Here is a 574-nt window from a genome sequence, read left to right as displayed (position 1 = left end):
TGAGATCGAGATGCTGGAGAACATGGCCCGCAATCTCGAAACCCTGCCCGTCAATGTCGCCGAAACCATCATTCTCGACCGCATCCACCGGATTGAGGAACTGATGCGCAAGGCCGAAGGCATCGGCTACGGCGTCGATGAGGTCGAGCGCGAATACGAGACGGCTTATCCCGAATCCTATGGCGAAGAGCCACCCCGGCAGGAAGTCCTGGTCGAAGACGCCCGCGCTCGCTGGCGCCAGTCACGCACCGCCTATCGCGACACACTGACGACGGTCGCGGCCGCCCTTGAAGACAACCAGACAGATGCGACAGCTATCGCAGGGCTGATCGAACAGAGTCAGAGCGCTGCTGGCAATCTGCAGGTCCTGCAGGCCGGGAACCAGATCGAGGCGATGCAGACCGAACAGCTCATCCAGATGGAGAGCATGATGGCGTCGTACTACCGCGCCGAAGCGCTCGAACGCGCGCGCGAACTGGCCGAAGCCGAACGCGGCCGGGCCCGGACGAAAGCCTTTCTCGGAAACTGAGCCGCCCCATGGATGTGATCGACACCTTCCTTGCGACCTTCATCG

The 574-nt window shown here is 62.0% G+C and carries 1 protein-coding gene; it reads left to right on the top strand.

Translation table 11 applies throughout. The features are described 5' to 3' along the window. The coding region (locus HY26_RS02905) for a P-type conjugative transfer protein TrbJ (RefSeq protein ID WP_112072906.1) at window positions 1–529 on the top strand (529 nt) is incomplete at its 5' end. Between the last annotated feature and the right edge of the window lie 45 nt (window positions 530–574).

This window comes from Hyphomonas sp. GM-8P, assembly GCF_003263315.1.
In the GTDB taxonomy this organism is placed as follows: domain Bacteria; phylum Pseudomonadota; class Alphaproteobacteria; order Caulobacterales; family Hyphomonadaceae; genus Hyphomonas.
Note: the sequence above shows the minus strand (reverse complement) of the source record. Positions and strands in the feature narration are given on the sequence as shown.